Below are 22,275 nucleotides of genomic sequence, written 5' to 3' on the forward strand. Positions count from 1 at the left end.
AAGCATTGCGTCTTGTCTTTCATTATAATAGATGATTAAACCGCCTACAGTTCACCAATTAACCAACAAGTCTCTCCTCTTACAAACTTCATCTTTTCCAAAACAAACATAATTATAAAACGAAAAATAACCTACTTTTTAGAGTGATTAATAGAAAGAAAAATAGTTTAGTTTCATTTATTTATATATTGAAAATTTTCAGTTATTTCATTGTAATGTCCCTAAGAAATTTGTACCCACATGTTTTAATCGTTAATTTATGTAGTCTTGGTGCGCAAGTATGCGAACTTGATATTCAAATATCCACTATTCATACAAAGGGGCAAAAACAATGAAAATGAAAAATCTATTGATTACATTAGTTAGTGTTGTCATTGTGTTTTTCATAATAAGCTTAGTCCAAGAAAGCATTACATGGCCGTTATTACAAGTATTAATAATCATAGGTTTTATTATCAATCTATGTATGTCTTTAATTTCTAAAAAGAAAAATATACAGTAAATATCAAAGAGTGTTTCTATAGTTTTATATTTATAATCAATCATTTTGTAGTGGGTATTAAATTGAATAAACTTGGCATGACACAATGAACCCCTACAACAGAAAAAGTATTCTTAAACATGACTTCACAAGGCATATGAAATTTAAAAGCACCAGCCATCAAGTACAACTTAAATGTATTTCTTTCTATTGTTAATCAATTAAAGCTATTTAAAAAAAGTTGACTCTAGTGGGAACGTAAGCCGCAACAATCTGTCATTTACGACGGTTGCGGTTTACGTATGTGCCTGCGGACAGCGCCCTCCTGTAATGTAATTATTCACCACTATCAACATTAAAAAATCGTCATATTCCACTCATCTGCAACATGCTTTAGTAACTTTACACCTGCTACACTATTTCCAATGTCATCAATAGCTGGCCCATAAATGCCGATACCACAACCAGTTGGAAAAGGAGATTCTAAGCTTGCGTGATTGGGAACAGCCGCAACAATGGCACCAGAGACACCACTTTTAGCTGGCAAACCGATAAAAGCAGCAAACTTACCTGATGCATTATACATACCACATGTCACCATTAGGGCTTTCGCTAATTTAGCCACTTGTTTTGGAAAGAGCTGGATTTTTCGTTGTGGATGATAGCCATCATTCGCGATTACTAAGCCAATCATCGCTAAATCCGAAACATTGACTTCAATTGCACATTGCTTCAAATAAACTTCCAATGCTTCTTCAACTGGACAATCTAAAAAGCCCGAATCCATTAAATAGTAGGCTAATGATCGATTGCGATTAGCTGTTTGCCATTCAGATTGAAACACTTCTTCGTTTACCTTTAACTGTTTGCCAACCATTTGTTCTAAAAACAACAGGATTTTAGCCACTTTCTCCTGTGGCGAACTGCCATCCAGCATCGAGGACACTGTAATCGCTCCTGCATTAATCATCGGATTAAAAGGTTTGCCAGGCTGATGACTTTCAAGACGAATAATCGAATTGAACGTATCCCCAGTAGGCTCAACATCTACCCGTTCTAAAACATACGGCAACCCTCGGTCCATACAAGCTAAAATAAAGGTTACAACTTTTGAAACACTTTGGAGGGTAAATAATTCCGTTACATCTCCTCCAACGATTTGTTCACTATTCGGTCCAATAATGGAGATGGCTAGTTGTTGTGGATCTTTTTGTGCTAAAGCTGGAATATAGCTGGCACATTTCCCTTCCTTAGCAAAGGGACGGAACTGCTCAACCCACTGCCCTATCGATTGACTATCGTGATGTTCAACTTGATGATGATGTATTCGCATTGCTGTGCTCTCCTTTTCTAGTTAAAAACAGAGCCCTCATAGCTTGAACTACGAAGACTCTATTTGATTAATCTAAGTCAACCATGTAGTGTAGCGTCTGTCATAAGGTATGACAAAAGAAAATGTCTAAACAGTTACTGCTTTTCGGACTTAGTATACACAATGAATGACTTCTCAAACCTTACCTTAAATATAATACCAAATTAGCCCCTGTTAGACTAAGACAAAAATAGTATGTAAGGTTTGTCTTTCCCCTTACATACTATTTTTACAGATTACACAGAAGTCTGCTTACAGATCGCCTGCGTACATATTCTTATACAGATTTTCTAGTTTTTTAGAGAGTTTACCATAGGCTGTTTGCCAAGCTTTGCGAGCAGCTTCATTGCCATTTGTATCAGGTACATATAGCGCATGAACCTCTGCTACTTTTTTCAAGTCATTCTCTGCCTGTGTCAGCTTCGAATAATTTTTTACGACGCTTTTTTCAGAAGCAGTTAGTTTATCGTAAGCAGTGCGAATTTCCGCCACTTTTGCTTCTAAAGTCACAATATAATCGCCATTTTGGACAAGTGAATTAATGTCCTCTATTAACGTTAATGCAATATCGTTTGCTTGCTGAAGTTCTTTCTCCTTGGCGATAATTTGTTGGCGAACATTTTCACTGACTAAGCTCATTTGTTTAGATGTTAACTTCGCAAATGCTTTAATAACTGTTGTCGGATTGCTTGCAAACGACTTATCGTATTGCTTCATAAATGACTCTACCTTTTTAACATCTGCAATAGCTGCTGTTAAAATTGCCGCATTTGTTACGCGTTTTTTATCGCTGGAACTTAGTTTATTATATTGGTTCGCTAAGTTTTGAATATCCTGTATGGATACTTTATATAAATCATCCGTTTCAATTGCCGCAATATCTTGTATTAATTTTGAAATATCAGGTGCAGTCGTGTCTACTAAACGATTATTTAATAAATCCTCGTACTGAGCTTTCGCTAAATGCTGTTGATTGGCAGGCAATTTTGCATAAGCTGCTTCGACTGATTGAATTTTTTTCGTTTGCTTTGCAACATCTAGTTCTTCTCGAGCTGCTTGTACTTTTTTATGGAATGCTCTTACACCAGTAAGATCTTTTGTCGCTGTAGTTAATAAATCATAGTTCGTTACATATTTTCGTGCTGGAGATGATAATTTTTTGTATTGCTTTGTTGCCTCTTCTACTTCCGCTTCAAATTGCGTAAATGTATAACTTGTTACATTGGCGAAAGCTTGTATTTTAACTTTCAGTGCTTCAGCATCTGCCTTGTCAGTAGGTTCATTGCCATTATTCCCTACCGTTATAGTTGGAGAACTATTTAAAAATTCCTGCGCATTATAAACAAGTGATTGCTGTAAAGTCGTTAATTTATTGTATGCTTTTAGTGTATTACTGTAGCTCGTTTTCAGCTTACTTTCTGTCACGCCAGCTGTGTTGGCAAGCTTTTTGTAACCATCCATATCTTTAATCACTTTTTCAGCCGCTTTAAAGTCTTTTTGCATGATTAAAATACGGTCATAGTCGATAATTTTAGCCGCTGAATTTTTTGTTAAACTTTTATAATCTGACACTATTTTATTAATATTGTTCACATAGCCTTGCCATGTATCTGCTGTAGGCTTAATTTGATATTGCTTATCGCCAATATACGATTTAATATCCGCATTCAAACGATCGATCATATCCTGCTCTGCATTTTCCGCATTAAGCAACTTCACTTTATAGTCATTTGGCACTAAAAGCAATTGTTTATACGTTAATTTTTCATAGCTAGAGCGAATGGATTTAGCAATTGTCACCTGCTTGTTCGCTGTCGTATTCGCTGTCAATTTATCAAAAAGTTTAATAAACTGTTCTATCTTTTTCAAATCTTGCTTAGCGTCTTTAAGTATCGTTTGATTTTGTACAGCCACTTGATAATTTTTCGATAGTTTCGCAATATCAGCTTCTATTTTGTTTACCGCTAGCTGTAATGCTTCGACACTGTTAGGGGCATACTTAATAAGCGCACTATCATAGTTTAATAACGCCACAATCTCATTATTAATTCTTCTCACTTCCGCTAAATCTGCGGTATCAGATGGTTCTTTCACTAAAGCTTTAATACCACTGTACAAAGTATCATTTACGTCTAAACTACGTTGTAATAAATCAAGCTTGTCATACGACGCTTCTAGATCGCTAATATATTTCGCCAGGTCTTTTTGCTCAACTGTTTTAATATTGTCTAATTGCTTATTTAATTTGCTAATAGCCTCAACATCTGCCAATGCACGCTTTAGCACATCATAGTTCGTAATGCTTGCCTTTGCAGTAGCTGAAAGAGCTTGGTAATTCGTTTCTAATGCTTTTACATTCGCTTCAAATGATGCAAAATCTGTTACCTGATACTTGCTATCGCTTTTGCGTAAATTCGTAATGCTCGTCACAAGTGTTTCAATTGGCTGTTTCGAAACGGTCAGCACTTCTGTGAAATCAGATTCCACTCTCTTAGTACCGACTTTCGCAATTACTCTGACCGATATATCTTTTTTATTTGTTTCAAGCGCATCTTTAGGAATCGTATAGGACTCTGTATTTACTCCCGAAATAATCGTAAACACATCACCCGTTTTATAAAACCATTCATAGCTATATGTAATTTGATTACTTTGAATTACAGCACCCTTCGTATCAGTAACTTTAGCTCCGATTACTTTCACTGTGTCACCAGGTAACACATTATTTTGAGGACCGTACCCCTCAAAAGAAGGCTTCTCAATTTTTAAGGACAACTCGGGTACCACTATTGGGCTACTCGTATATTTAGTATCTGTCGTCGTCACAGCCTCCACTAGGACTGTTTTACCCTCTGCCTCTACCGGTAATTTAAATGTAGCCTCTGTTGCACTAGGAATTGGTTTATTGGAACCCCCTTCAACATAATACCACTGATAACTTTTTATGTATGTGCCAGCTGGTGCACCTTTTAAGTCGGCATTAAGCGTTACACCTACTAAAGGGTTACCTGTTATTGTAAGGGTCGTTACTTCTTCTGCCGCTGCTACAGCAGGCACAACAAATGCTGCGGGAATAGCCGCTACTGTAAAAAGATATTTTTTATTCAAAACGTGTTGACCTCCTTTTTGTTACCTACGATATATATCGGTAAATAAACAAAAATTTCCCTTATTATTGTCAAACAATCTAAAAAAGTAAATTCTACCTAATTTCCAGCGCAGTTCTAGTATTCTTTTGATTGTTACTAACTGAAGTACATACATCAAACAGGGCTCTATCCATACATATTTACAAAAGCATAAATTGACGTATAGTAAACTAACAAAGAAAGAAAAGGCATCTCAAAACTATAGAGAAACCTCTTCTTTCTTTGTTTTAATTATCATTGTCATAATATACGGGTATCTCCAAATAATAAGATTCATATCACGGGGCTACAACTATTTCCAGTTCATTTAATCCTTGTCTAAGTAACATAAAGTTTGGACGTTTGATAATCTTTGCATCTTTTTCTACTAAATTTTTTAAATGCTGTCGCAACTCGTTTGTATAAGCCTTCGTAAATGCCATAAAATCAAATGTATATTGCCATTCTACTGAATTAGAGAATTCATCAAAATTTGTAATCAGAAGATTACTTCCTACTTTTTTAAAGGTATAGACGTTGGCATTACCAAATGTATCAAGAACTTGTTCCTTGCCTGTTTGATGCAACTCAATTAATAGTTGATTGAAATCAATCACTATGGTACTGTGTATCGTTGTAAAGAAGAGTAACATTTCTTTGTTATCGTCAATCACAAATACTTCTAAATAACTATCGAGATAAAAATCAGCATGCACGTTTTTATTTTGCAGAACTGATAAATCGTCATCTTCTAAATCAAATCTAATTTTCATTGTTAGCTTACCTCTCTAAATTAAATTGCATTGGCAACCGCTTCTAAACTCTTTAAGCTTTCTTTTAATAAGATAAAGTCTGAACATTTTATAATGTTTGCATCTTTTTCTGTCAAATTTCGCAAATGTCTTCGTAACTCGTTTGTATAAGCCTTCAAAAATGCATTAAAATCAAATGTATATTGCCATGCTTCTGCATTAGTGAATACATCAAAATTGGTAATAACTATATTATTCCCCACTTTTTTAAAAGTATAGACGTTGGCATTACCAAAAGTATCAAGAACAAGTTTCTTACCTGTTTCGTATAATTCTAATAATTGTCGACTGAATGTAATAATAATTGTACTGTGTATTGTTGTGGAAAAGAGAAAAATTTCCTTATTATTTTCAAGTACAAATACTTCTAAATAACTGTCGAGATAAAAATCAGCACGGATATTCTTATTTTGCAGAACTGATAAATCGTCATCTTCTAAATCAAATCTAATTTTCATTTTTAGGCTCCCTCCTTTATTTTCTTATTACCGATGTTCCACCATTAGGATAAGATGTTTTAATAATATTATCTTTTGTGACAACTGTTGTCATCTCAGAAATACCATATTTTCTTGGGCGGTATGTGTAAATTTTCATTCCATTAGCATGCGTACTTTTTAAAGTTCCTTTTTCTAATGATTCCATAATTAAATTTTTAATCTGTGCATCACCGAGTGCTCTAGGAAATAATGTGGTCCCCCTATTTGCAGTAGTTCCCGCAACATGTCTTTTGTAAATATGTTCCCAACCCGTACGGCTATCTCCATCTAATAAAATCCCTTTAGCATTAAACTTTTGAATTTTACCTAAACCAGCAAAGGTATCAACATCCGCGGATTTCCCCGCTTTTCTCAATAGCTCGAATAATTTCCCTGATTTCACTACTTTTCCTGCTGGGAAGAGGGAAACTAACGCTACCCCTTTTTCTGTAATGCCCGCATTCGGATTAAAAATCGTTCTAACATCATCAAGTACTAAAAAGTTAATGCCTTCTTTTGCTGCATCTACAGCAAATTGACCCGCTTTTTTAAGCCAACTAACGGTAGATTTTGCCCAATCTAACGCTGTATCTACCCATGAGTTAGGTCTCACAGAAGCACGAGCCGTCAGTAACCTATTTCTTGCTTCACTCGAGATAGATACGGTGTCTTTTTGTTGTTGCATTGCAAAATTTTGAATGCTTTTGTCATTGTTTTGGTTTGATGTAGCAATTAATGGCGTAGTGCTACTAGATCTTTTCACAGTTACAAGTGTCGAATTTGGCTGATTAAAGTTCGTATTAATTGACATATAGACCTCCCAATGATTAGTATTAAAATTTACGATTATTATACAATATTGTTTTTTTCTAAAAAATCATATTTTTTTGATTTTTTTATAAATTTCAACGCATTTCCTATATCTAAATACCTTTTTGCGAAGGAATAAATATTAAATTAACGAGTATGAATATAGTTACATTCTTCACAGCTTTCGATAATTATGATGTGGAGATGTAGTCTTAAACATAAAAAAACACTTGTTGCTTATTAGGCAATCAAGTGAATGAAGCTCCGTTCTTTTTATGGATTCTACTTTATTCTTTAAGAAAACAAATTTTAATTTAAGACAATATAATTAGAAGTTGATAAAAACACTATAAGCATCTCCTATCGAACATCCACTTTCCTTATTGAAATTCCGGTAATTTTTACCAATCTCGTTCTCTTAACGCTTCTTCGATATCTATATCAATCTCAAAATATTGTAAAATTTCTTCTACTGTTATGGCAATTGAATCTCGTGCAACCGTTTCAATTTCACTATCGTGTTCATAAAACTCATCCTGTAGTTCATTGATTGCTACAGTCATTTCATCCAACTTTTCCTGTACCCCATCAAGGGTATGATTGCCCTCTTCAATAAAATGGGCTAATTTCATAATATTCTCTTTAATTTTATTTACTAAAAACGTTGGATAATACGAATCTTCGTACATATCCGACAAGTATTCGAATTTAGCATCAAGTTTTTTCACAATGGTTCCTCCTTTGATGTTGATTGTCCTATTACTTCTCACAACATATAATACCATTTTTGTTCTATCATAGAAACAACTTACATTTAACCGCTTAACAACACTATGTAAGTTCAACAAAGTCTGGACTACGTACATTACCTTCTTTAACCAATAGAACACCTTTAATTTTTTCTTTTCTGCAAGCTTTCACAAAAACTTCCAACTATCTCTTCTTTTGATTCTTTCATTCTTACTACATGGTGTCCATTTAGAGATTTTGGAATAAGAGCAATAAAATTTAAACTAATTGGTCCCTCAGGTCTGGAATTAACTAGTAGGTCATAGTCTGACCTATTATGATCTAAACAAGGAATTAAATTTAAAACATTCATTACGAAGTAAGAATCATTGGTTTCTCCTGTTTCAGTAGATTTAATAATTGCAGGAATAAACTCACAATCTGAACCTAATTTTTCTATTAGCTTTTTTAGCTTTAAGCTTACCAACTTGCCACCTACAGTTGGTAAAATATCATATTGTTCTAACTCAGAATCGAGCCTATCTACTACGTATAGTAGTTTGTCATGATGTTGAACATATGCCATACCTTTTTCCAAGTCAAATCGATTATATGGGTTCTCATCAGAATAAAAGAAATATACATCTCGTTTATAGGAAACTAATAATCTGAAATAGCTTATCTCATTCTCCCCCTTAACAATAAAGTCTAGTTTTGTATCGACTCTTTAATAAGCAGCGCTGTATAGACAATATTGACTATTCTATTCTGCATGTCCAATTTTTTCATAACGTAAGCCCTTGATTCGATTATTGTTCATTAACATAATAAAGGAATCTGTAACAAAATAGTTTGCTGACATTTTACTATCCCTGAAAATCCCTTGATCTTTTACAATCTGAAGGTCAAATGTGTAGCATTTATTTCTAACCATTTCCATTATTTCGTCTGTGGACATTTTATCAATATTTTTAATAGCTTTTATTTTATTGGTAACATTTATAAAGTAATATAGACCTCTATCTGTATTAACTGGCAAAACCTCTATTTTCTCACCATAATTCACTTCAAATATCTTTTTAAGCTCCGCATTCACAATTAATATTCCATCAAAATAACAGGATGCATCAAAATCCTCTTTCTTTCCTTTTTCTCTTAATATTTCCAATTGTAAAGGATCCCAACTACCTCCTAACTTTTGACCTTCAAAGCTTAAATAGTTAGACTTACTCCCCTGTTTGAATACAAAAAAATTAAAAACATCATAGTCACTTTTTATTTCATAAATATTCAATATTTATACACCCTCTTTTCAAATAATCAGCATTAGCAATATCTCTACTATGATATTATTCCATTTCCACTTAGGCAAGAAGCTATACCCGCCGAGTCGGGCACAATGGAGTTGATTTTGAACTATGAGAATTTTGATGGTGAAGATTTAGATGATATTGAGATTTACTGTGGTTCATTAATGGGCAATAAAGCATCTTTGTTACAAATAGAAGATTTAGGTTTAAACGATTATCAATTTTGCCTACAAATTTATGGCGGTGATTTTCCACTGAATTATCCTGTGACAAATACTCATGCAAAATCGTATTGCCATCCCATACAAAATGAGTAGCTCTACCTTCCGAACACTTCTCTATCCGCCTACCTAGAGCGGTGCATTAGATTTTTTGTACACTTGTCCTTCTTGACTCACTAAAGAATAAAAATATTCAAGAAGAAGAAGTTTCATTATTAAAGAAAACACACGTTGAAAGGATTTTTCCTCTTAACATGTGTTAAATCGTTTTAAATTAAAAATTATTAACTTACAAAAATTAGGAACATATATATTATCGATCATATGAAGAAAAATATTGAGGAACATCTTCTAATTCTATAAATTGAATTCCTTTCATTTGTTTTTCTTCACAAAGTTGCTTAAACCTTTCTGAACAAAATAGATATCTTGCTAATTTTAAGTCATTTAAGCAAAACACGTCTCTATCATTTTCTTGTAGAACAATTTTTTGATATTTTCCAACCATATAATTTATGTCAAAAACCTTATTTTCTGGAACATCTCTTTTTGTAAACTCTGACTTCTCGTAATCAACGAAATCTTCTCTATTATAGTACTTAATAAAATAATAGGGTTTCTTTACTTTAGATTTTCCCTTTGAACTAACAACTTGTAGATTTGATGTAACATACTTTTGTAAAGTATTTACTTGATTCATCAAAGTAAAAAAATCACTACTGATAATATGACCATTAAAACCCTCATAATAGTCAAATTCAATTTTATTATTAGTAATTAACCATAAATCTTTTGGCATTTCTTGTTTTTGAAAAAAGATTTTATTCCATTCATATCCCATTCCCTCATTGTATTTTGTTTCATCAAATGATTCGTGAATAACGCCCTTCAAAAAAATAGGCGACTTTACATTATCCTTAACAATCATATAATAACTCATACTATCACCCTAATCTTTGACACTTAGGATATTTCTTAGATTGCACAGTACCAAAGTGCCCCTTCTGTATTTTGTTTTTCAATTCTATTTGCAATTTTCGAATATCAGTCCTAGCCTCTTTTTCATTTATTAATCCCAGAGAGTATTGATCCGCAATATCCGTCACCCTACTCAAGACATAATCACTATACATAGGGTGTTGAGTATTATGAATCATACTAAAAGAGTTTCCTTTTAATGTGTTGGGGTTGCTAGGCATCATAATACCATTAAATGCTTCATCTCTTAATCCCCCCATACCAATAGAATCAAAGAAGGATTGATGTGTTTTCCATGTATTAGTTGTAATAACATGGTGAGCTTGATATCCTGATATTTTATCTCCAGCCTTTTTTCGATTTCCAGCAAGAATTTGGCTAGGTGCTCTTGCTAAACCAAACAAATCAATTTCTCTATTAGGATTATTTACATATCCATACAACGTAGGATTCCCACCCGCAAGCCCAATTGGGTCAACCTGCGTATAATTCCCTTGCACAGGGTCATAGTATCGGAATCGGTTATAATACAAGCCAATCTCTACATCTTCATACTGCCCTTGATACCTAAACGGAATGAAATCCTTCTCACCTGTAAACTCTTTTACTCGTCCATACACATCAAGCTCAGCCGACCAAACCTTATGACCTTGTTCATCATAGGCTTCGACGGGTGTTCCTAGATAATCACTAATAATGCTGTAGTTGCCTTTATTCGTGATTTTTGCTGAAGGGACAAATCCATCATTGAATACCCATGTAACGAGACTATCTAATGCGTCTGTCTTCGAGGCATTCTCCACCAATAACGAGATGGGTCTCGCATTAATGGATGTGAATTTTCTAAAATTCACATCCATTAGCAAAAAACAATATGGAGAAAACATAAAAAACAGAGAAATGAGAATTTGAATAAATTCAAATTCTCATTTCTCATTAATCGAAGCTAGTTATACTCCCTTATATTTCCAATTATTATCCATTAAGAAACTGAGGTAGATTTTTTACCCATTCTTCAATGGTTTTATTATATTCTTCAAAATCAGAATCGTCATTATAGTAATAATATACTGGTGACTTCGGACTTTCTTTGGCACTAAGACAAAAATAATCACCATTACCTACTTCTAGGAATGGAATAAAATTTGCATCCCACTTACCATTCTTAATCTCATAATCATAAACAAATTCTATTAAATCATTGCCATTGTTTTCTCCAGTTGATACATTTAAAATTCCCGGAAGCACATATTTAGACATTAATGTAATAAATATTTTAAAGTCCTCACTAAATTTACAGTTAAATTTATATTCTAGTGCCTCCCAATCCCGTCTAGAAGGGGGTTCAAAGACCTCCCATTCTTTGTCCAACACTTGTGATAAAATAGCCTCCACTTCATCATGAGTCATCTTAAATTACCTTCCTCTCTTTTTTATATACCCTCACCTGGTAGTATATATTCATTTCCTCGTTTTTTATAGTGGTCACTTATTTCTTTTCTCCTTTGGCTTGGTGTTAGTTTTGACTTCTGTCTATGTCTAGTGTGATTACCACCACGTCGATGAGTATATTCTTCTAATTCATCAAATACGCCACCTTCTGAAATGGGGATTTGGTTCCTATGGTGTGCCTCTATATTTCTATCTCCATGTGTCTTTTTAGTAGTTGGTCCATCTCCACGCCGCATCCTTATTACTTCTTCAATTGTTTTGGGTTCGTAACGAACAGGTGGAACAGACATAGCAGGGTCAGGATTTGGATAATTCGAAGGACTTAGCGGTTTAGTAGAATCATAACTCCTATTACTCGTTCCTCGATTTGTTTTACCACAGCTTAAACCAAATGGATCAAGCCACGTATTTGGATCACTCACATAACCATATAATGTCGGATTCCCACCCGCAAGCCCAATCGGGTCAACTTGCGTATAATTCCCTTGCACAGGGTCATAGTATCGGAATCGGTTATAATACAAGCCAATTTCTACATCTTCATACTGCCCTTGATACCTAAACGGAATGAAATCCTTCTCACCTGTAAACTCTTTTACTCGTCCATACACATCAAGCTCAGCCGACCAAACCTTATGACCTTGTTCATCATAGGCTTCGACAGGCGTTCCTAGATAATCACTAATAATACTGTAGCTACCTTTATTCGTGATTTTCGCTGAAGGGACAAAGCCATCATTGAATACCCATGTAACGAGACTGTCTAAGTCATCTGTCTGTGAGGCATTCTCCACTGAATTATCCTGTGACAAATACTCATGCAAAATCGTATTGCCATCCCACACAAAATGAGTAGCCTTACTTTCCGAACACTTCTCTATCCGTCTACCTAGTGTGTCATACTTGAACGTAACTTCTGTGAGATCTGGACGGATGACTTTTGACAACATGCCATTGCCATAGTATTCGTACTTCCATGTATCTCCATTATGTTCGATTTTCTCTACGAGATTTCCTTCTTCGTCATAGGAGAATTTGGCATCTTTTGTTTCTAGTAATCTACTGCCAGCGCCGTAAACACGGTCTTTTTTATCTTTTGCTTCATATAAATTGCCGACATCATCGACACTACGGTATAAGAAATCAAATTGGCGACTGTCTTGATTGGCCCACACGAGGTTACTAAATTCATCATAGCCGTATGTCACTTTTACACCTGTTAGCTCGTTGACCATACTGCGTAATTGATGATTGACGTCCCAATTGTAGGCATGTCTTCGCGTATCTCGGCTTTGGCTACTTACTCTATGATGTGTTGGTCTACCTGTTATATCATATTGCCATTTACTAATAACATCCCCTGGTAGGATTCGCTCAATCTCTTGACCAAGTTCATTGTACTGTATCGAGGCTGTCCACTGGGCTTGCTCGGAGCGAGACGCCGTCATTTGTAAGACATTGCCTAGTTCATTACGAGCCACATCGATTTTGGCACCGAGGCTACTTGTTATCTGTGAACGATTTCCTAACTCGTCATAGCTACTGGCAATCCAATGGTCGTTTCGCCATTCTTTGATGACTTGTCCAGATGGGTCTCGTTCTAGCTTAACGTTTACATGCTCATTTTCCGTTTCTTGTAATGCGCCGTTTTTGTCATAGCTAAATGTTTCCCACGCACCATCATAGTAGTCAGAGCGAATAATATTTCCTAGCGCATCGTATTGATACGCTGTCCAACGATTCCCTGGTCGTTGAATCCGTTGCACGATTCCTGCTAGACTTCGCTCATACATGAAGCAGAAATATGTTCAAAATGGTTTCTCGTTGTTTTGAAATCTTTTATTAATATGTAGTAAATAAATACTTAAAAAATCATTCCAATTCTTTGCAAAAAACATATGTAAAGAAAGAAGTTATAACCTCATCTTTACATATGTTTTTAGTTGATAGTTTACTTATACTAATAGTTTAACTCCTTTATCTAAATTAATAACATATTCTAGAAAAAAGACTTTATTTCAATTTACGTATTATGCTTTTGCAAAAACACCCAGATAATGGACTATAATACTAAATATCTTTATTAATAATGTAAATTATAGGAATTCCGAAATATTCATTAATTACTTAATTTTCATCTACTTTTTGTATTTCAGTCGAGATACTCCTATATAATTTCCCTAACTAGAAATCATTCCGTTCTTTTTAAGAAACAAGAACCAATCATCCTTTTCAGAGTTGGGAATAACTTTACTATAACTAGATCCAAAAACGTAATTTTTTAAAAAGAAGTCTAATTCACCTAAACAATTCTTAGAACCATCATCCACTATAAATTCATAAACATTCCCATCAAGTCTATTAATTAATAATGGTTCATACAAAATTTGACCTATAGACAACCATGATTCTTTTTCATCTTGTAAATCTGAGAGTACATATTGATTTTTTTCTAATTCACTGTAACCCCACAAATCAATATCGCCACACCGAGCTCCGTTAGTTAATCTTAAAAAGTCATAATATTTTCCTAACTTTAAAATTGTTGCTTCATTCATTTCCCCGATACCTTCATTTAATTTTCCAAATACAATACTTGAAGGATCTCTTTTTAAACCGTCTTTTAGGCAATCTATAATTGTTTTAATATCCTTATTCATTAAAAATCATCCTCACTTCACTTTTTATCTTTATGATGGGCATTTAATATTTACTTTTATTTTTGTACCAGCTTCTAAATTTCTGATTTGAGGACGTATTTGTTGAGTCCCTATATCCCAGTTAGTTTTGCTTTCTAAAAATCTTAAGTTAGATTTTGAATCTGGTCCACCAAGTTGCAATTCCCAAACATGATCTGGTTGCATCTTGTGTGCAACCCTATCTATTAACTTATCGGCAAATGCACGATTGCTATTTCCATACTGTGCCCATATTCTTTTAATCATATCTTGTCTAAATGCTTTAGTTACATTTCTATCCCTCGATACTTTTGCAACTTTATATAAAAGACCTTCTTCCCCAAGTTTTTGAAGTGTTTGAGCTTTTCTGAGAAACTCATTTTTTGGCATCCAGTCTTTATAAATTAGAGTGATTGTTACATCTAGCCCAAAAATATCCAAATATAAATTAGGATTATTTACATACCCATACAACGTAGGATTCCCACCAGCCAGTCCAATCGGGTCAACTTGCGTATAATTCCCTTGCTCTGGGTCGTAGTATCGGAATCGGTTATAATACAAGCCAATCTCTAAATCTTCATACTGCCCTTGATACCTAAATGGGATGAAATCTTTCTCACCCGTAAATTCCTTCACTCGCCCATACACATCAAGCTCAGCCGACCAAACCTTATGACCTTGTTCATCATAAGCTTCGACAGGCGTTCCTAGATAATCACTAATAATGCTGTAGTTGCCTTCACTCGTTATCTTAGCTGAAGGGACAAAGCCATCATTGAATACCCATGTAACGAGACTGTCTAAGTCATCTGTCTGCGAGGCATTCTCCACCGAATTATCCTGCGAGAAATACTCATGTAAAATCGTATTGCCATCCCATACAAAATGAGTAGCTCTACCTTCCGAACACTTCTCTATCCGCCTACCTAGTGCGTCATACTTGAAAGTAACCTCAGTATTATCTGGCTTTATGACCTTAGCCATCATGCCATTGCCATAGTATTCGTACTTCCATGTATCTCCATTATGTTCGACTTTCTCTACGAGATTTCCTTCTTCATCATAGGAGAATTTGGCATCTTTTGTTTCTAATAGTCTACTGCCAGCGCCATAAACACGGTCTTTTTTATCTTTTGTTTCATATAAATTGCCGACATCATCGACACTACGGTATAAGAAATCAAATTGACGACTATCTTGATTGGCCCATACGAGGTTACTAAATTCGTCGTAACCATACGTCACTTTTACACCCGTTAGCTCGTTGACCATACTGCGTAATTGATGATTGACATCCCAATTGTAGGCACGTCTTCGCGTATCTCGGCTTTGGCTACTTACTCTGTGATGTGTTGGTCTACCTGTGTTAAGGTATTTAACCATCTAAGAAAGTAGGAGAATACGATTTTCTAGTAAAAATAAAAAGACATGGCAGGTATTTACAATATAAGTTTTAATATTTTCAGAAGAAATTATTGAGATAAAAAGAATAAGCATATAAATCCACATTTAATGGATTTATATGCCACTTTTAAGTAATTATTGTAAATAGGGACCGACACAAATTAAATATCAATTATTGATGTCTAGTCCAAGCCTAATAAATCTTTTAAAATTTGTTATATAAATTGTTTTATTTAGCGAGAGTTAATATGTGCTACTACTTCATTTAATTCAACAAATTTTAAACCTATTAATTTTAGTTGTATGCATCTTTGCATAAATTTATCTGAACAAAATAAGAATGTACTTAACCTTAAATCCTTTAACCGATATACATCAAAATCAGTATTTTTAAAAACAATTTTTTGATATTTTTCAACAAAGACCCCTTCGGATTTAAAATTCTTATTTTTAGGTACTTCTCTAGAAGTAAATTCTGATTTTTCATAATCCACTAAAGAAATACCATCAAAATATTTAATAAAATAATAGTTTTTATTTTTCTTTACCTTTGACTTACCCTTTGTATTAACTATATTTAGTTTCGCTATCACATATTCATTTAATGACTTTGAATCTAATATTAGATTTAATAGCTGTTCTTCAACTATATGACCTAAAAAACTTTCATAATAGTCAAATTCAATCTTGCTTGTTGTAATCAACCACAACTCTTTAGGAAAATCATCTTTGTTAAAAAAATGACGATTCCAACTATATCCCATTCCTTCGTGATACATTGTTTCATCAAAATGTTCATGTATTACGCCATCTAAGAAAATAGGAGTCGTGAGTTTGTCGTTTATTATCATATAATTTTTCATATTAATTACCCCAATCTCTTGCAATTTGGATATTTTTTGGACTGAACTGTATCAAAGTGCCCCATTGAAAGTTGATTCTTTAGATTCATTTGTAATTTTCTAACTTTTCCTCTTGCCGTCTTTTTGTCTATGATCCCATTATCAAAATCTTCCGAAATGAATTTTATCTCATTTACTACATGACTGTTATATAGAGAATGATGTGTATTATGAATAAAGTTAAAGGAACTTTTTTGAAGGGTATCAGGGTTACTTGGAATCATAATACCGTTAAATGCCTCATCTCTTAATCCCCCTATCCCTATATCGTCAAAAAACGTTTTATATCGTTTCCAAACATTGGTTGGAATCACATGATGAGCTTGGTAACCAGTTGTCTTACTACCGCCTTTCTTTAAGTTACCAGCTAGAATTTGACTAGGTGCTCTTGATAATCCAAATACATCAATCCATGTATTAGTGTTTCCAACATATCCATAAAGCGTCGGATTGTTCCCAGCCAGTCCAATCGGGTCAATCTGCGTATAATTCCCTTGCTCTGGGTCATAGTATCGGAATCGGTTATAATACAAGCCAATTTCTACATCTTCATACTGCCCTTGATACCTAAACGGAATGAAATCTTTCTCACCCGTAAACTCGTTCACTCGCCCATACACATCAAGCTCAGCCGACCAAACCTTATGACCTTGTTCATCATAAGCTTCAACAGGCGTTCCTAGATAATCACTAATAATGCTGTAGTTGCCTTTATTCGTGATTTTTGCTGAAGGGACAAATCCATCATTGAATACCCATGTAACGAGACTGTCTAAGTCATCTGTCTGTGAGGCATTCTCCACTGAATTATCCTGTGACAAATACTCATGCAAAATCGTATTGCCATCCCATACAAAATGGGTAGCTCTAACTCCCGAACACTTCTCTATCCGCCTACCTAGTGCGTCATACTTGAACATAACCTCAGTATTATCTGGCTTTATGACCTTGGCCATCATGCCATTGCCATAGTACTCGTACTTCCATGTATCTCCATTATGTTCGACTTTCTCTACGAGATTTCCTTCTTCGTCATAGGAGAATTTGGCATCTTTTGTTTCTAGTAATCTACTGCCTGCGCCGTAAACACGATCTTTTTTATCCTTTGTTTCATATAGATTGCCGACATCATCGACGCTGCGGTATAAGAAATCAAATTGGCGACTGTCTTGATTGGCCCACACGAGGTTACTAAATTCATCATAGCCGTACGTCACTTTTACACCTGTTAGCTCGTTGACCATACTTCGTAATTGATGATTGACGTCCCAATTGTAGGCGCGTCTTCGTGTATCTCGGCTTTGGCTACTTACTCTGTGATGTGTTGGTCTACCTGTGATATCATACTGCCACTTGCTAATAACATCCCCTGGTAGGATTCTTTCAATCTCTTGACCGAGTTCATTGTACTGCATCGAGGCTGTCCACTGGTTTTGCTCGGAGCGAGAGGCGGTCATTTGTAAGACATTGCCTAGTTCATTGCGCGTGACATCGATTTTGGCACCAAGGCTACTTGTTATCTGTGAGCGATTGCCTAACTCGTCATAGCTACTCGCAATCCAATGGTCGTTTTGCCATTCTTTGATGACTTGTCCAGATGGGTCACGTTCTAGCTTAACGGTTATATGCTCATTTTCCGTTTCTTGTAATGCGCCGTTTTTGTCATAGCTAAATGTTTCCCACGTACCATCATAGTAGTCAGAGCGAATAATATTTCCTAGCGCATCGTGTTGATACGCTGTCCAACGATTCCCTGGTCGTTGAATCCGTTGCACGAATCCTGCTAGACTTCGCTCATACGATTTTTCTATGTCATCAAAGCCGTTTTCCTTGATAATATTACCTTTAGTATCGCGTTCAAAGGTGTACGCTTCGCCTTTTTCATTGATAACAGCGGTCAATTGCTCCTCTGTATCGTAGGTGAATTGTACTTGCTTGCCACCTTGTTTGCGAGACGTTAGGCTTCCAAGAATCGTGTAGTCAAAAGCCACTTGTGTATGGTTATCCTTTGCAAAAATAATATCATCATAGGCATTGTACTTTAGTTGAACATCGTTACCATCAGATAGATGGGCGCGCACTAGGCGATTTAAATGATCATAATGGAACTTTTCCGTGGCTCCAAGCGGATTAGTTGTACTTATGCAGTTCCCACGCCTGTCGTATGTCCATGTTGAACTTGTCCCATCTGGCAATGTGACTTGGCTTAAGTTTAGGTCAGCGTCATACGTTAAGCTTACCATATGCCCTTGCGCATTTGTCACTGTATCGATTAAACGATGCTCATTATAGGAAAATTCAGTCTTTGTACCATCTTCTAAAATCGTTGCCTGTAATGTCCCGTCTTCATTATAAATCCACTGACGACTGCCGCCCTCTGGATTAACTGCCTGAATCAATCGATCTTTGGCATCATGCTGAGAAGATAAAGTACTGCCATCTGCCAGCGTCATCGTAATTGGATTGGCCCATTCATCATAGCTGAAAGTTGTTAAGCGACCATCTTCATCTACTTCTTGCAGTAATTCAAAGTCCTCATTATAGTTATAGCTGACCTCACTACCATCTGGATACTTAATTTTCGTACAGAGGTTATCTTCATTAAAATAGTAAGTACTTGTATGCCCTAAGCTATTGGTAATTTCGTTATAGCCATCATAATAGGCAAGCTCACCTGCTAGGACATTGCCATCTCCCCATGTTTTAATAACGCGCGCACCTGTAGTTGGCCCATCGTAACGCCAGAAGAAGCTATTTTTATTGCGGTCTATTTTTTGCATCATTAAGTGATTGACATACTGGATATGTGTACTTTGTCCTAATGCATCTTGGATTTCGATTAAATCTTGAACATCATTGTAAACATAGCGCACTAACACTTCACGACTCATTTGGTTGCGTAAAGCAACTTCCGTCATTCTGCCCGCTTCATTGGTCGTAACATCTAGTATGCGCCCTACGCTATCTGTTACTTGCGATAAGAAGCCTTTTGGGTTATACGCAAATTGAATATGGTGGTCTTGCTCATTTCTTACTTCTTTTAATCGATATGTCGTCTCGGTTGTTTGTTCAAATACATAAAGCAAGCGTGTATCATGCTCAAACAAATGGTATTCCACACCTGTATTTTTCAGGGTCATTCTTTCTTTTTTATTAAAATATGGTAAATTAATTGGTAAAATTGGAAACCCTACTGCGCGGCCATCCGTCACCACAATTCCGATTAGGTCTTCTTCTTCAAATATCTCTAAGGCTAGATCGTATGTAAAGTGCATACCATGCCCGGTTAAACCAACTCGACTACTATCACTGTACCACGCACGTTCCCATGCAAGAGGGATAGGACCTGGAAGTTCAAAGTCAACACCTTCGTAGATCATACGGCCAGTAATTAAATCAACCGGTTCAAAGCCTTTTTTACAGAATTTATCACTTAAACCTTTTGTACAGTTAAATTTCTTTAATACTTGATGATTGAGTTTGGTTAACTCTGTTTTGGCCATCGCCTTCATACCATCGACAGCCTTTGACACAGCTAGCACTTCATCCATCGAAGCGATCACTTTATCGGCTGCTGTTTTCATGCTTTTTGTGCCTTTGTTAGCCAGTGCTGACACAGTATCGAGTGTTTGCGCAACTTTGGAGTAAGCGGCTTTCATCCCTTTTACTGCTTTTGAAGCATCCACTGCCTTATCTGCAGCCTTGGCGGTTTTACTAGCTGCTTCTGCTACCTTTACGGCTTTATTGGCCTTGTAGGCTGTTTTTGCAGCATCCCCAACGATTGGCACTGCACCGACTATATTCATCGCCGCGCCCATATAGTCTCCTCTTGCCAAGCTAATACCAGCGTTGGCAATATCCGCGAAAGTCCCGATACCTGGAATAAATCCAGCAACATCTAAAGCTAAACTAACGTTATCAAGCACCTTACTAAAGAAGCCTTTTTTCTCTTTTTTCTGCTCTGCTTTTTGTGGGAAGATAACATCCACTTTGGATGTAGCTTCGATTGCTTCTTCATTTAACTTCGGTGGTTGACTTTTTTTCTCTATGCCTTCTTGTTCAATCAGTGTACTAATTAACTGTGTGTCCGCTGCAAGGATTATATGGCTTTGCTCCTTTGCTGAAATGGCAATCCATTCCTCCGCTTCTACCGATAACTCGTTCATACCACTCATCTCAAGTGTCTCATCTGCCGCTAGCATAATGGTACTATTACTTTGAAATGTTACGCCTTCTCCATCATCCATCTTAAGGTCCAATACGCCATCCACTGCACTAAAGGTAATATCACCAACACCTAATGTCATATCTTTCCCCGCATTGGTTGCCAATGATTTCACGGTCGTGTCTGCCATTTTTTTCGTTTGTTTTTGCCCACCCTCCGGTGTAGCAGGTGCAACACGCACCGAGCTAATGACAATGGCATCTTGTTCCACAGCACTTGGAAAATGCAATTGGGCACGAGCACCTTTTTGCGGCATTAAATACATGACACCATTTGCATCTGCTGAATAAGCAAACCAATGTGCTTTTTCTTTCTCTTGTTTTTTATCGATATCTAAATGAATTTTGACCGTGTTTTGCGTAACATCAATGATCTTCCCTGTAAAGGCTGCCCCAATCAAATCTAAATTGCGTACTAATCGCTGACGAATACTTTTTTCTGGTTGGGCAGTATATTGAAACTTTAGTACACCCGCTTCGAGATGAATTTCCCGAACCGTAATTATATAGGATTTTCCCTTTAATTTTACTGTTGTACCCAAATCATACGCTTCTGTGCTTTCAAATTCACAAAATGTATAATCGGTTTCACTTACATCCGTACCATCGTTTTCAGTAATTAATCGATAAGTATCTATATCCATATGTAATACAGAAGGTAGATGGTCGATTGTTATACGTTTCTTACTTTCGGGTGTGCCAAACCAAAATCGTGGTCCCTTTCCTTGTAAATCAGGAAAAACAACCGCCTGTAGATTAGAAGCCATTCTTTTAATAAATGTCCAATCTGTCTCCATATATTGAATCGAGATATGACCTATTGCTTGACCGTTGGACACCTGGTCGATGTAATCCCCATGAGGATAAGCCCCCACAATGGTATCTAGTAACGCTACATAGGTCATATTCGCATCTTGAAAAGAACGTGAGCGTTTTTCAACATCCATATTGGCTGTAAACGATACTGCCTCGACATAGACATAATGCACCCCTTGCGCTGCCTGCAACTCTGCATTTTCAATTCTACCTGAAAACAAGATGTCTTGTTGTCGACCAAATTTTACAACGACTTCATCTGAATGACTGACACGTTGAATATACTTTTGTGCTTGCTCTTCCGCAATCATTCCTGTAAAGGACAGTCTTGCATGATCATTGCCTTGATGTTTTATCGTTAGTTTATTGATATGAATAAGAGGATAAGGCCACTCGAGCACAAGATCCTCGTACGTAGTTATCTTGTTGACTTCCTTTTCTCCTAGCGTTTTCATTACTTACCTCCTTTCAAACAC

Annotated in this window: 17 protein-coding genes; 1 reads left to right on the forward strand and 16 read right to left on the reverse strand. The window is 35.8% G+C overall.

What is annotated here, in order from left to right; translation table 11 throughout:
• Positions 1-836: 836 nt before the first annotated feature.
• The 8 genes from MKY08_RS13545 to MKY08_RS13580 all read right to left on the reverse strand — a co-directional run bounded on the left by MKY08_RS13545 (position 837) and on the right by MKY08_RS13580 (position 9,105).
• Complete coding sequence (locus tag MKY08_RS13545) at positions 837-1,814, reverse strand: glutaminase (RefSeq protein WP_069513071.1); 978 nt, start codon at positions 1,812-1,814, stop codon at positions 837-839.
• A gap of 291 nt (positions 1,815-2,105) precedes the next feature.
• Complete coding sequence (locus tag MKY08_RS13550; RefSeq protein ID WP_069513070.1) at positions 2,106-4,961, reverse strand: hypothetical protein; 2,856 nt, start codon at positions 4,959-4,961, stop codon at positions 2,106-2,108.
• A gap of 319 nt (positions 4,962-5,280) precedes the next feature.
• Entirely contained in the window at positions 5,281-5,754 is a 474-nt protein-coding gene (locus MKY08_RS13555) for a hypothetical protein (RefSeq protein WP_069513069.1), read from the reverse strand.
• Positions 5,755-5,774: 20 nt separating this feature from the next.
• Positions 5,775-6,251: a hypothetical protein gene (locus MKY08_RS13560; RefSeq protein WP_069513068.1), complete on the reverse strand. Its 477-nt coding sequence runs from the start codon at positions 6,249-6,251 to the stop codon at positions 5,775-5,777.
• A gap of 16 nt (positions 6,252-6,267) precedes the next feature.
• A complete protein-coding gene (locus MKY08_RS13565; protein ID WP_069513067.1) occupies positions 6,268-7,083 on the reverse strand; it encodes a hypothetical protein in 816 nt (271 codons plus the stop codon).
• Positions 7,084-7,483: 400 nt separating this feature from the next.
• A complete protein-coding gene (locus MKY08_RS13570) occupies positions 7,484-7,810 on the reverse strand; it encodes a DUF5713 family protein (protein WP_069513066.1) in 327 nt (108 codons plus the stop codon).
• A gap of 164 nt (positions 7,811-7,974) precedes the next feature.
• Complete coding sequence (locus MKY08_RS13575; protein ID WP_069513065.1) at positions 7,975-8,397, reverse strand: DUF1629 domain-containing protein; 423 nt, start codon at positions 8,395-8,397, stop codon at positions 7,975-7,977.
• 177 nt (positions 8,398-8,574) lie between these two features.
• Positions 8,575-9,105 carry a DUF1629 domain-containing protein gene (locus MKY08_RS13580; protein WP_069513064.1) on the reverse strand — a complete coding sequence of 177 codons (531 nt, stop codon included), beginning with the start codon at positions 9,103-9,105 and terminating at the stop codon, positions 8,575-8,577.
• Positions 9,106-9,222: 117 nt separating this feature from the next.
• Between MKY08_RS13580 and MKY08_RS13585 the strand changes: the two genes are divergently transcribed.
• On the forward strand, positions 9,223-9,438 hold the full coding sequence (locus tag MKY08_RS13585; protein WP_069513063.1) for a hypothetical protein: 216 nt from the start codon (positions 9,223-9,225) through the stop codon (positions 9,436-9,438).
• A gap of 217 nt (positions 9,439-9,655) precedes the next feature.
• On the opposite strand, the gene MKY08_RS13590 is transcribed toward MKY08_RS13585, so the two are convergent.
• The 8 genes from MKY08_RS13590 to MKY08_RS13625 all read right to left on the reverse strand — a co-directional run bounded on the left by MKY08_RS13590 (position 9,656) and on the right by MKY08_RS13625 (position 22,254).
• On the reverse strand, positions 9,656-10,282 hold the full coding sequence (locus MKY08_RS13590; protein WP_069513062.1) for an Imm43 family immunity protein: 627 nt from the start codon (positions 10,280-10,282) through the stop codon (positions 9,656-9,658).
• Between the two features lie 4 nt (positions 10,283-10,286).
• Positions 10,287-11,180 (reverse strand): RHS repeat-associated core domain-containing protein, encoded by an 894-nt coding sequence (locus MKY08_RS13595; RefSeq protein ID WP_305143794.1) that lies wholly within the window; start codon positions 11,178-11,180, stop codon positions 10,287-10,289.
• A gap of 115 nt (positions 11,181-11,295) precedes the next feature.
• Positions 11,296-11,730 (reverse strand): SMI1/KNR4 family protein, encoded by a 435-nt coding sequence (locus tag MKY08_RS13600; RefSeq protein ID WP_069513060.1) that lies wholly within the window; start codon positions 11,728-11,730, stop codon positions 11,296-11,298.
• Positions 11,731-11,753: 23 nt separating this feature from the next.
• A complete protein-coding gene (locus tag MKY08_RS13605; RefSeq protein ID WP_342533612.1) occupies positions 11,754-13,538 on the reverse strand; it encodes an RHS repeat-associated core domain-containing protein in 1,785 nt (594 codons plus the stop codon).
• Between the two features lie 414 nt (positions 13,539-13,952).
• Positions 13,953-14,432 (reverse strand): hypothetical protein, encoded by a 480-nt coding sequence (locus tag MKY08_RS13610; RefSeq protein WP_069512198.1) that lies wholly within the window; start codon positions 14,430-14,432, stop codon positions 13,953-13,955.
• Positions 14,433-14,462: 30 nt separating this feature from the next.
• Complete coding sequence (locus MKY08_RS13615; protein ID WP_069512196.1) at positions 14,463-15,725, reverse strand: RHS repeat-associated core domain-containing protein; 1,263 nt, start codon at positions 15,723-15,725, stop codon at positions 14,463-14,465.
• 365 nt (positions 15,726-16,090) lie between these two features.
• Positions 16,091-16,720, reverse strand: coding sequence for an Imm43 family immunity protein (locus MKY08_RS13620; RefSeq protein WP_069512193.1), 630 nt, complete (start codon positions 16,718-16,720; stop codon positions 16,091-16,093).
• Between the two features lie 5 nt (positions 16,721-16,725).
• Positions 16,726-22,254, reverse strand: a complete 5,529-nt coding sequence (locus MKY08_RS13625; RefSeq protein WP_342533614.1) for a DUF6531 domain-containing protein — start codon at positions 22,252-22,254, stop codon at positions 16,726-16,728.
• Positions 22,255-22,275: the final 21 nt, after the last annotated feature.

The sequence above is a fragment of the Lysinibacillus sp. FSL M8-0337 genome (assembly GCF_038593855.1).
In the GTDB taxonomy this organism is placed as follows: Bacteria; Bacillota; Bacilli; order Bacillales_A; family Planococcaceae; genus Lysinibacillus; species Lysinibacillus sphaericus_D.

What these genes read in the sequence shown, in the direction of transcription:
- MKY08_RS13545 (WP_069513071.1), bottom strand. Translation starts at nt 1,814, where the DNA reads ATGCGAATACATCATCATCAAGTTGAACATCACGATAGTCAATCGATA.
- MKY08_RS13555 (WP_069513069.1), bottom strand. Translation starts at nt 5,754, where the DNA reads ATGAAAATTAGATTTGATTTAGAAGATGACGATTTATCAGTTCTGCAA.
- MKY08_RS13560 (WP_069513068.1), bottom strand. Translation starts at nt 6,251, where the DNA reads ATGAAAATTAGATTTGATTTAGAAGATGACGATTTATCAGTTCTGCAA.
- MKY08_RS13565 (WP_069513067.1), bottom strand. Translation starts at nt 7,083, where the DNA reads ATGTCAATTAATACGAACTTTAATCAGCCAAATTCGACACTTGTAACT.
- MKY08_RS13575 (WP_069513065.1), bottom strand. Translation starts at nt 8,397, where the DNA reads ATGGCATATGTTCAACATCATGACAAACTACTATACGTAGTAGATAGG.
- MKY08_RS13590 (WP_069513062.1), bottom strand. Translation starts at nt 10,282, where the DNA reads ATGAGTTATTATATGATTGTTAAGGATAATGTAAAGTCGCCTATTTTT.
- MKY08_RS13595 (WP_305143794.1), bottom strand. Translation starts at nt 11,180, where the DNA reads ATGGATGTGAATTTTAGAAAATTCACATCCATTAATGCGAGACCCATC.
- MKY08_RS13600 (WP_069513060.1), bottom strand. Translation starts at nt 11,730, where the DNA reads ATGACTCATGATGAAGTGGAGGCTATTTTATCACAAGTGTTGGACAAA.
- MKY08_RS13610 (WP_069512198.1), bottom strand. Translation starts at nt 14,432, where the DNA reads ATGAATAAGGATATTAAAACAATTATAGATTGCCTAAAAGACGGTTTA.
- MKY08_RS13615 (WP_069512196.1), bottom strand. Translation starts at nt 15,725, where the DNA reads ATGGTCAACGAGCTAACGGGTGTAAAAGTGACGTATGGTTACGACGAA.
- MKY08_RS13620 (WP_069512193.1), bottom strand. Translation starts at nt 16,720, where the DNA reads ATGAAAAATTATATGATAATAAACGACAAACTCACGACTCCTATTTTC.
- MKY08_RS13625 (WP_342533614.1), bottom strand. Translation starts at nt 22,254, where the DNA reads ATGAAAACGCTAGGAGAAAAGGAAGTCAACAAGATAACTACGTACGAG.